The sequence below is a fragment of the Bradyrhizobium sp. RP6 genome, from assembly GCF_003837805.1.
Taxonomy (GTDB): domain Bacteria; phylum Pseudomonadota; class Alphaproteobacteria; order Rhizobiales; family Xanthobacteraceae; genus Bradyrhizobium.
Window position 1 is genome coordinate 99,391 of record NZ_RQIT01000024.1, and the last position, 9,617, is coordinate 109,007.

Annotated in this window: 9 protein-coding genes and 1 pseudogene; 6 read left to right on the top strand and 4 right to left on the bottom strand. The window is 64.2% G+C overall.

Features of this window, described 5'->3' with window-relative positions; all coding sequences use genetic code 11:
* Positions 1-115: 115 nt before the first annotated feature.
* Together EHH60_RS30770 and EHH60_RS30775 are read right to left on the bottom strand one after the other, a co-directional pair.
* Positions 116-1,243 carry an alkene reductase gene (locus EHH60_RS30770; RefSeq protein ID WP_124163102.1) on the bottom strand — a complete coding sequence of 376 codons (1,128 nt, stop codon included), beginning with the start codon at positions 1,241-1,243 and terminating at the stop codon, positions 116-118.
* Between the two features lie 111 nt (positions 1,244-1,354).
* Entirely contained in the window at positions 1,355-2,851 is a 1,497-nt protein-coding gene (locus EHH60_RS30775) for an aldehyde dehydrogenase family protein (protein WP_199752239.1), read from the bottom strand.
* Positions 2,852-3,028: 177 nt separating this feature from the next.
* Here EHH60_RS30775 and EHH60_RS30780 point away from each other — a divergent pair, with 177 nt between their 5' ends.
* Complete coding sequence (locus EHH60_RS30780; RefSeq protein ID WP_124163104.1) at positions 3,029-3,874, top strand: SDR family NAD(P)-dependent oxidoreductase; 846 nt, start codon at positions 3,029-3,031, stop codon at positions 3,872-3,874.
* A 51-nt stretch (positions 3,875-3,925) separates the two neighbouring features.
* Here the strand turns inward: EHH60_RS30780 and EHH60_RS30785 are convergent, their stop codons facing one another.
* Positions 3,926-4,132: a hypothetical protein gene (locus EHH60_RS30785; RefSeq protein ID WP_124163105.1), complete on the bottom strand. Its 207-nt coding sequence runs from the start codon at positions 4,130-4,132 to the stop codon at positions 3,926-3,928.
* A 339-nt stretch (positions 4,133-4,471) separates the two neighbouring features.
* Here EHH60_RS30785 and EHH60_RS30790 point away from each other — a divergent pair, with 339 nt between their 5' ends.
* A complete protein-coding gene (locus tag EHH60_RS30790; RefSeq protein WP_124163106.1) occupies positions 4,472-5,743 on the top strand; it encodes a DUF892 family protein in 1,272 nt (423 codons plus the stop codon).
* A gap of 195 nt (positions 5,744-5,938) precedes the next feature.
* Positions 5,939-6,046 (top strand): annotated as a pseudogene (locus EHH60_RS38835) (two-component sensor histidine kinase); the annotation flags it as partial.
* A gap of 83 nt (positions 6,047-6,129) precedes the next feature.
* Here EHH60_RS38835 and EHH60_RS37755 read toward each other — a convergent pair.
* Entirely contained in the window at positions 6,130-6,270 is a 141-nt protein-coding gene (locus EHH60_RS37755; protein ID WP_165935896.1) for a hypothetical protein, read from the bottom strand.
* A gap of 94 nt (positions 6,271-6,364) precedes the next feature.
* Between EHH60_RS37755 and EHH60_RS30800 the strand changes: the two genes are divergently transcribed.
* The 3 genes from EHH60_RS30800 to EHH60_RS30810 all read left to right on the top strand — a co-directional run bounded on the left by EHH60_RS30800 (position 6,365) and on the right by EHH60_RS30810 (position 9,548).
* Positions 6,365-6,919 (top strand): alpha-ketoglutarate-dependent dioxygenase AlkB, encoded by a 555-nt coding sequence (locus EHH60_RS30800; RefSeq protein WP_245454629.1) that lies wholly within the window; start codon positions 6,365-6,367, stop codon positions 6,917-6,919.
* Positions 6,920-7,227: 308 nt separating this feature from the next.
* Positions 7,228-8,157, top strand: a complete 930-nt coding sequence (locus EHH60_RS30805) for an alpha/beta hydrolase (protein ID WP_124163107.1) — start codon at positions 7,228-7,230, stop codon at positions 8,155-8,157.
* A 167-nt stretch (positions 8,158-8,324) separates the two neighbouring features.
* The gene (locus tag EHH60_RS30810) at positions 8,325-9,548 is read left to right on the top strand and encodes an ABC transporter substrate-binding protein (protein WP_124163108.1); all 1,224 of its coding nucleotides are present in this window, start codon (positions 8,325-8,327) and stop codon (positions 9,546-9,548) included.
* Positions 9,549-9,617: the final 69 nt, after the last annotated feature.

The following is a 9,617-nucleotide window of genomic DNA, read 5'->3' on the forward strand; positions in this document are numbered from 1 at the left end:
TCGCCGTCATTCCGGGATGGTGCGAAGCACCAGACCCGGGATCTCGAGATTCTCCGGTGCGCAATTTGCGCACGATAGTTCGATGCTCCGCATCGCACCGGAATGACGGAGCAAGCTACGCCGGCGTCAGCGCGTCATACACCGGATAGTCCGTATACCCCTTTTCCTCGCCGCCGTAGAACGTCGCGCGATTATACGGCGTGATCGGGTAGTCGTGCTCGAGACGGCGCGGCAGATCGGGATTGGAGATGAAGATGCGGCCGAAGGCGATGATATCCGCATGTCCCTCGGCGATCGCCGCATTCGCGGTCTCCCCGGTGAAGCCGCCGGCGGTCATCAGCACGCCGCTGTAGAGCGGACGGAACAGCACCATCGCCGACGGAACGTTCTGCCAGTTGACCTCGGCGCGGCCGGAGCCGCTCGAGCGCGGTTCGATGAAATGCAGGTACGCCAGGCCCAGCTTCTCGAGCGCCTTCACGACATGCGTATAGAGCGGCATCGGATCGGGCTCGCCGGAATCATTGGCGATGCCGTAGGGCGACAGCCGCACGCCGACGCGATTGGCGCCCCAGACGTCGATCGCGGCCTGGGTCACCTCGAGCAGCAGCCGCGCGCGGTTCTCGATCGAGCCGCCATATTGGTCCGTGCGCTGATTGCTCCGCGACTGCAGGAACTGCTCGAGCAGATAGCCGTTGGCGCCGTGGATCTCGACACCGTCGAAGCCCGCGGCAAGCGCGTTCTTCGCGCCCTGCCTGAATGCTTCGACAATGCCCTTGACCTCCTCGGTCTCCAGCGCGCGGGGGGGTTCGTAGTCGGCGATCTTGCCGTCGGCGGTCATCGCCCTCATGCCCTCGGCCTTGATCGGGATCGCGGAGGCCGAGACCGGCAGATGGCCGCCGTGGAAGGAGGAATGCGAGACGCGGCCGACATGCCAGAGCTGGAGGAAGATGATGCCGCCCTTGGCGTGCACGGCGTCCGTCACCTTACGCCAGCCTGCGATCTGCGCCTCCGAATAGATGCCGGGCGTCGCCGGGTTGCCACGGCCGTGCGAGAGCACCGGCGAGGCTTCGGCGATGATCAGGCCGCCTTTCGTCGCGCGCTGACCGTAATATTCGGCGTTGAGCGGCCGCGGCGAAAAGCTCTCGCGCTCGGCGCGCATGCGCGTCAGCGGCGCCATGGCGACGCGATGCGCAAGCTTGTACGGACCGACCTGCAACGGCCTAAACAACGCTTCGAATTTCATGGGGTCCCCGGATATCTATGAAAGGATGCGGATCATATAGCGAGGGGCGGCACCGGAAAAGGCGCCGCCCCAGGCAGATATTCTCTCTGACGGAACGCGACGGAGCACGCTCTACGCCGTCTTGATCCAGACGGCCTTCACGTTGAGATATTCCTCGACGTGCTGCTTGCCGGATTCGCGGCCGTAGCCGCTCATTTTGTAGCCGCCAAACGGCACGGCCGGGTCCATCGCCTGGTAGCAGTTCACCCAGACCGAGCCGGCACGCAGGCTCTTCGCGACCGCATGAGCCTTGCTGACATCGCGCGTCCACAAGCCGGAGCCGAGGCCGAACGTGGTGGCGTTGGCGCGCTTGACCAGCTCATCCATGTCCTTGAACGCGATCGCGGAGATGACGGGACCAAAAATCTCCTCCTGCGCGATGCGCATGTTGTCCTCAACGCCCGCGAACACCGTCGGTGAGACGAAGAAGCCCTTCGACAGCGCGCCTTCCGTGACGCGCCCGCCGCCGGCAAGCGCCCTTGCGCCTTCCTTCTGGCCGATGTCGAGATAGCCGGTGACGCGCTCGAGTTGCTGTTCGGAGACAAGCGGTCCGATCTGCACGTTGGGATCGAGGCCGTTGCCGACCTGCAGCTTCTTGCCGAACTCGGCGACGCGGCCGACGAACTCCTCATAGATCGACTGCTCGACGAACAGGCGCGTTCCGGCGCTGCAGATCTGGCCGGAATTGGCGAACACCGCCATCGCCGCGCCCGGCACGGCTGCGTCGAGATCGGCATCCGCGAACACGATGTCCGGCGACTTGCCGCCGAGCTCAAGCGAGACGCGCTTGAGGTTGCCGGCGGAGGCTCGGATGATCGACTGACCCGTGACATGCGATCCGGTGAAGGCGACCTTGTCGACGTCGTGATGCGAGGCGAGCGCGGCGCCAGCCGTCTCGCCATAGCCGGGCACGACGTTGATGACGCCGGGCGGCACGCCCGCTTCCATCGCCAGCTCAGCGATGCGCAGCGAGGTCAGCGGCGCTTCTTCGGCAGGCTTGAGCACCACGGTGCAGCCGGTCGCGATCGCGGGGCCAATCTTCCAGATCGTCGCGGTGAGCGGACCGTTCCAGGGAATGATGGCGCCGACGACGCCGATCGGCTCCTTCAGCGTGTAGGAGAAGATCTCGCCGGGCAGCGAGTTCTCGATGGTCTCGCCGTGGATCGCCGTGGTCTGGCCGGCGTAATAGCGAAGCATGCCGACGGCGCGCAGGCGATAGGCGCGGGTGCGGCTGAGCGGCGCGCCCATGTCGAGCGTATCGAGCTGCGACAATTCGTCGAAATTCTTCTCGACGAGGTCAGCGAGCTTCAAGAGAAGGTTCTGCCGCTCGAACGGCTTGACCTTGCTCCAGGGGCCTTCGAAGGCGCGGCGAGCGGCGGCAACCGCACGATCGATGTCTTCCTTGTCTCCTTCGGCAACGGTTGCAAGCAGCTCGCCTGTGGCGGGATTGCGGGTCTCGAAGCGCTTGCCTGAGGCTGCATCGACCCACTTCCCATCGATCAGCATCTGCTTGTAGGACCCGTTTGCAAACGGATGGCGCGTGATCGGAATAGCCTGCGACACAGCCATGGCTGTACTCCCTGTCAGTGATTGATTGCTCGATCTGGGCGGGATCGTTCGATCGAGGATACAGCTGTGGCCGTTGGGCGTAAAGGCAGCGCAAAACAAAGACCTCCCATGCCGACTTGTGCAGGGTTGCACTGCCGCCATGTTATAGCTCGACAGAGGCCCTCCACGGAGACGATCATGCCACATCCCGCCATCGTCAAAGACAATGTTGCCGTGATCACAGGCGGCGCGTCCGGCATCGGACTCGCCGCCGCCACCGCCTTCGCGCGCGCCGGAATGAAGGTGTGCGTCGCGGATGTCGACGTGACACAGTTGGCAGAGGCTGCAACAAAAGTGTCATCCATCACGGCTGCCACAAACGTGATGACCTTGGCCGTGGATGTCAGCACGGTCGAGAGAGTGACGGAACTGGAGCGCGCAGTACGCCAGCGGTTTGGCGGCACCGACGTCCTCATGAACAATGCCGGCATCCAGCCCGGAAGCACATTGTTCGGCGAGCCCGACAATTGGCAGCGCATCATCGGCGTCAACATGTGGGGCATCATCAACGGCTCGCGAATCTTCGCGCCCGGAATGATCGCGCGCGGCAAACCGGGCGTCATCATCAACACCGGTTCCAAGCAGGGCATCACCACGCCGCCGGGCGACCCCGCCTACAATGTCTCGAAGTCTGGCGTGAAGGCATTCACCGAGGCGCTCCAACACGAGCTGCGCAACACCAAGGACTGTCGGGTCACGGCACATCTGTTGATCCCGGGCTTCGTCTTCACCGGCCTGACCGCGAAGGGACGCACCGAGAAGCCGGCCGGCGCCTGGACGCCGGAACAGACCGTGGATTTCATGCTGACACGGCTGGAGGCCGGCGATTTCTACATCCTCTGCCCGGACAATGACGTGCCCCGCACCCTCGACGAGAAACGCATGCTCTGGGCTATGGGCGACATCGTCGAGAACCGCCCGCCGCTGTCGCGCTGGCACCCGGACTATGCGGATGCGTTCAAGAAGTTCGTGGAACGAGACTGATCGTGGTGAGCAGCTGGAGCGCGACAGCAGGGTGTGGACCAGGGGGCCCGGCTACAACGTCTCTTGCTTATGCCCACACTGCTTGCACGCGAACTTGACGCGGGTTTGGCCCTTCTCCGCCTGAACCCGGTTCGGGGCGCCGCACTTGCCGCAGACCGCCTCGATGCGGGTCGTGCCCTGCTTGACGACGACGGTCTTCTTTTCCATCGATTCGCGGATCAGGCGTTCGGCCTCCTCGCGCAGGGATTGTTTCGACAAAGCTCGTCTCCGCCTCTGGAAAGCGCGAGAGCCATATCGCACCTGCATTCGAAGCACAATGCGTGATGAAGATCGCGGGGCCCGTCAACCTCGTACGAAATGGTCACAGAGGCGGGGAGGCGGCGGAAGCCCATGGCTCCGTCGCGGTTCTGGTTACCGGGCCGGCTGCTCTCGTGACTGTCCCGCACGATCCTGGTGAAGGTTCTTGGGTCTGGACCGGCGCCTCTTCGCTCCCGCCGAACCCGATTTGGAGTGAAATCCGAATTTCGGGATGACTAGGAACGAACATTCCAAGGGCTCGTTGTCGCGCGTAGTTTCCCTCAGAGCGCGAGCCATCCCATGTATCACCACGTCAAGAAGCTGATGTTCACCGTGCGCGTCGACGAACCCGATCCACGCTTCGGTAATATGCTCCTCGAGCAGTTTGGCGGCGCCAACGGGGAACTTGCGGCTGCGATGCAATATTCGATTCAGGGGCTGAATTGCGAGGATCCCGACCGCAAGGATCTGTTGATGGATATCGGCACCGAAGAACTCAGCCATCTCGAGGTCGTCGGCTGCCTGGCCCGGATGCATCTCGCGCCCTCGAAGAACGACCGCCAGGCGGCCGAGGCCGATCCGCTGATTGCGATCGCCGGCGGCGGCGGCGTCAATCTGTTCAACTCGCAAGGCAATCCCTGGACCGCCGACTATCTCAAGATCACCGGCGAGCTCGACGTCGATCTCCGCAGCAACATCGCCGCCGAAGCGCGTGCGAAGATCGTCTACGAACGACTGATCAATTTCTGCGACGACGCCGGCAGCAAGGACGCGCTGCAGTTCCTGATGACGCGCGAGATCACACACATGAAGGCGTTCGCGCGGGCGCTCGAAAGCCTGTCGAAGCCGGCCTTCAGTGTCGGCAGGATTGCGCCGACGCCCGGCCTCGTAAACCAGTACTTCAATGACTCCACCGGCAGTGGCGACCACGGCGAAATCGACACCCGCGGTCCCTGGAACGAAGGAGAGGACTGGGTGTTCACGGAATCGCCTGCGCTGCAGTCCGCCGATCCCGGCGCGGCCACCCCGATCGTCACGGAGAGCTCGCCGCCTGTCGACGAGGCCGGCCTGACAGATCTCCTGCTCCATGAGCTGCGCGACATACTCCATGCCGAGAAGCAGCTCACCAAGGCGCTTCCCAAGATGGCCCAGGCCGCGCGCTATGACCAGCTACGTGAATTGTTCGAGCAGCATCTGGCCGAAACGGAGAACCAAGTCGAGCGTATCAACGAATGCTTCGAGCTGCTCGGCGAGAATGTGCGGGCCAAGCCCTGCAAGGGCATGATGGGCCTGATCGAGGAAGGCCAGGAGGTCATGAAGGAAGGCGAGGAGAAGGAGGACGCAGCCGCCGACCTCGCGCTGATCTCAGCGGCTCAACGCGTCGAGCATTACGAGATGGCCGGCTACACCACCGCACGCAACCTCGCGCAGCAGCTCCGCCACAGCGCCATCGTGGCGCTGCTTTCGAAGTCGCTCGCGGAAGAGGAGAACGCCGATCTCCTGCTCAATCAGGTGGCGCGGTCGCTGATGTCCGTGGCGAAGATGCCCGCCGCGCTGGAGCAGGCCGAATAGACCGCACTCAGCGCGATGATACGCAGATGCACGGCGTTCAACCGCCCCTCGCTTTCGCGCGCGGGGCGGTACGCGCGGTCTCAAGCGCACCTCCAGTGAGTGAGACGGCTCGCGCCTGCCGGGCCGGGAAGCCTCTTTCCAGCCGCTTCGGCGAGAAGGCGCTGATGGTGCCGGCGCATCTCGCCGACAGGGCGTGTGGGGCTGGCGATCGCGCGTGCGGTGATGGCGAGCCATGGCGGCTCAATCAGGCTCAAGCCGACCGACGGCGGCGTCGCCTTCGAGCTCCAATTCCCAGTGGCCTGAGGCGCGATGCACCATCGCCCCACAGGTTCTTGTTTGGGCATGATCTATCGGGAAAACCGCTTCCCACTTTTCCGGATCATGCCTCAGATCGCGAACACCCAAGCGGCGACGATGGTGCCGATGGTGACGAGACCGGCGATGGTCCAGCCCGCGGCATATTCAAGCTCAGGATGACCGGTCGCCCGCATGATCTCGACCGGATCGGCGGTATGCTTCTCTGCCATGACAGCCTCGCACGTTTCTTCCCGCGTCATAGATAAGTCGCATCAGCCGCCACGAGGTTCCATCACGGAAATGCGAGGCATGACGTAGCTTGGTTTGTTCGCCGAGCCGGAAGCGGGCCCTGCCGGCCTTCGCTATACGGACAACTTCATCGATGCCGCGGCCGAGCAGGACTTGATCGACCGCATCGCAGCATTGCCGCTCCAGCGCTTCCAGTTCGGCGTGTTCGAGGGAAACCGCCGCGTGGCATCGTTCGGCTATCGCTATGACTACGCGCTGCAACGTCTGGCCGAGGCGGAGCCGATCCCGAACTGGCTGCTGCCCGTCGCGCGGCAAGTCGAGGCATGGGCGCACCTGCCGGAGGGCAGCGTTCGGCAGGTGCTGTGCACTGAATATGAGATCGGCGTCGGCATCGGCTGGCACCGCGACAAGCCGCACTTCGACAAGGTCCTGGGCCTGTCGCTCGGCTCGCCCTGCAAATTCCGCTTGCGCCGCCGCAACGGGAACAGATGGGAGCGCCACACGCTCGAGGCCATGCCGCGCTCGCTCTACATGATGGACGGCCAGGCGCGGTCGCAATGGGAGCACAGCATTCCGCCGGTCGAGGCGCGCCGCTACTCCATCACTTTCCGGACGATGAAGCGGGTCTGACAGGCCGGCCCAACCAAAAATGCGAAAACAACCCCATGCACAGTAGGAAGCCATGTCCGGTGCGCGGCTGGTGGCGCCGAGCAACGGCTTGACGGACGGGGATAAAAGTGGCCGCGCCGCGCAATCGTCGCGCGGCCCGCGAACTTGCGGTCCAATCGGGCTTCTTGCCGGACGATAGCCCGTTCCACCCCGGCTGCCTGCCGACGAAGGTGCCGTGAATTCGCCTCAACATCAGCCAACTAATGAGGCGAATTGAAAAGACAGGCCAAATCGGCAAGCCAATATCAGTCCGCGAGGCCGGCATCACCATGAAGAATTACCTGGCATTTTTCCTGCTTTTGACCATGACCGCGGCCTCCGCACACGGAGTTTTGCCCGCGCAGGTATCGCCGCCCACCGGGCTCGTCCAGGCGGGCCTGACCGACAACGATACCACCGCCGGCGGCACCGCCCGGCTGTGCGAGCAGGTCACCTTCTCGCGCGGTCTGCGCTATGGCGAGAGCGAAGCCAATGTGCTCGATGTCGCGACCAGCGCGACCAAGGCGGATACGCCGCGGCCTGTGCTGCTGTTCGTGGCGGGCGATACCTTTACAGGCGACCGCGGGGCGCCGGAGCTGTCGCGCCAGATCCAGGACCAGGCCATGTGCTTTGCCGCGCGCAACGAGATGATCGGGGTCCGCGTCAACTATCGCCTGGCGCCCTCGGCGACCTGGCCCGCCGGCGCGTCCGATGTGGCGGCGGCCCTGTCATGGGTTCACGGCAATATCGACCTCTTCAACGGCGATGCCCGTGAAATCGTCGCGGTCGGCTACGGCGCCGGCGCCTTCCATGTCGCCACCCTGCTGGCCCATCCCGAGCTGCAGACCGACGGCGCCGACGTCGCCGGCGTCGTGCTGGTGTCCGGGATCTACCGCGTCGGCAAGGACGCGAGTGACAGCGAGAAGGCCTATCTCGGCACCGACCCCACCCGGTACGACAGCCGATCGGCCTTCCCCGGCATCCTCAATGTTGATGTGCCGATCGTGCTGGCCTGGGCCGCGGACGATTCCGCCGGCCTCGTGGCGCAGGGCGAAACGCTGAAGAAGACGCTCTGCGGCGCCGGCCACTGCCCGCGCGGCGCGTTGCTGCGGAGCCGCGAGGGTATCGCGAGCGCCTTCGGCCTCGACGGCTCCGGCGACAGCCTCGCCGAGCCGACACTGCTGCTGGTGCGTCAGCTCGAGGCGCGCGGGCTGCCGTAACCGCGGGTTGCGGGCACACAGCTGTAACAGAGCGTCAGCACGTCTGCCGCTTTCGTTCGAGACCGCCAGCCCCGCTGCTTTGCAACGGGCCGGCAAGCCATACGATTGACAAACGCTCGACCTAGACCAAGCGGCCTTGGTGTGGGGCCAACGACAGGATGTCGCGCATGCGCGTCACCGGCAGACTGCTGCTCGTGTTGATCGCCGCCTTCGCCTCGCTCGGGGCGATGTCCCAGCAACGTGCCGAGCAACCGGCAAGCAACGAGGAAATCCGCATCGGCAATGTCATGCCGTATTCGGGACCGCTCTCGGAGTTCGGCGCCATCGGCCAGGCGGAGGCCGCCTATTTCGACATGATCAATGCGCGTGGCGGCATCAACGGCCGCAAGATCCGCTTCATCACGCGCGACGACAATTCCGATCCGGCGACTGCGCTGGAGCTGACGCGCAATCTGGTCGAGACCGAGGATGTGCACCTGATGTTCGGCTCGTTCGGCACACCCGGCAATCTCGCCGCGCGCTGGTATCTGAACGAGAAGAGAATCCCGCAGCTCTTCGTCGCGTCCGGCGACGAAGAGCTGAGCCAGGCCAGGGCGTTTCCCTGGACCATGGGTTGGCAGCCGTCGTTCAGATCTGAAGGGCGCATCTACGCCAACTACATCCAGGCCTACTATCCCAAGAAGAAGATCGTGGTGCTCTGGCAGAACGACCAGTTCGGGCGCATGCTCTACAAGGGCATCCAGGAAGGCCTCGGCGATCTCAACCGTCACGTCCTCGTCGACATCGCCTTCGACATTGCCGACGAGCATCTCGACGGGCACGTCTCGATCCTCAAACGCGCGGGCGCCGACATCTTCGTCTTTCTCGGCGTGCCGTCGACGGCATCCAAGGTCATCAAGCTGGCGGCGTCTTTCAACTGGCATCCGGTCTTCATCGTCAACGATGCCTCCGCCTCGATCGCCAATGCGATGGCGCCCGCGGGCCTCGAGAACTCCGCAGGCGTGATCTCGGCGGCCTTTCTGAAGGATCCGAGCGATCCCGCCTGGAAGGACGATCCCGCCATGAAGGACTGGTTCGCCTTCATGGACAAATACCATCGGGTCGAAAGCACCAACAACAGCGCAGCACTCTATGGCTACGCCGCGGCCGAGGCGCTGACGCAGGTGCTGAAGCAATGCGGCGACGATTTTTCGCGCGACAACATCATGCGGCAGGCGGCTTCGCTCAGGGACGTCAATCCCTCCGTTGCCCTACCCAACATCAGGATGAACACCTCGCCCAGCAACTATCTGCCGATCAGGCAGATGCGGCTCGTCCAGTTCGACGGACGCTCGTGGCAGCCGTTCGGCGAGGTGATCGAGACGGCCTTCACGGAAGGCGCGGCGCGGTGAGGTGATCACGTCGCGCAGTTGCCCCCCCATTACTGACACCTTTTGCTGAGCCACCCCTCTCCTCCCGCC

What these genes read in the sequence shown, in the direction of transcription:
- EHH60_RS30770 (WP_124163102.1), bottom strand. Translation starts at nt 1,243, where the DNA reads ATGAAATTCGAAGCGTTGTTTAGGCCGTTGCAGGTCGGTCCGTACAAG.
- EHH60_RS30775 (WP_199752239.1), bottom strand. Translation starts at nt 2,851, where the DNA reads ATGGCTGTGTCGCAGGCTATTCCGATCACGCGCCATCCGTTTGCAAAC.
- EHH60_RS30780 (WP_124163104.1), top strand. Translation starts at nt 3,029, where the DNA reads ATGCCACATCCCGCCATCGTCAAAGACAATGTTGCCGTGATCACAGGC.
- EHH60_RS30790 (WP_124163106.1), top strand. Translation starts at nt 4,472, where the DNA reads ATGTATCACCACGTCAAGAAGCTGATGTTCACCGTGCGCGTCGACGAA.
- EHH60_RS37755 (WP_165935896.1), bottom strand. Translation starts at nt 6,270, where the DNA reads ATGGCAGAGAAGCATACCGCCGATCCGGTCGAGATCATGCGGGCGACC.
- EHH60_RS30805 (WP_124163107.1), top strand. Translation starts at nt 7,228, where the DNA reads ATGAAGAATTACCTGGCATTTTTCCTGCTTTTGACCATGACCGCGGCC.
- EHH60_RS30810 (WP_124163108.1), top strand. Translation starts at nt 8,325, where the DNA reads ATGCGCGTCACCGGCAGACTGCTGCTCGTGTTGATCGCCGCCTTCGCC.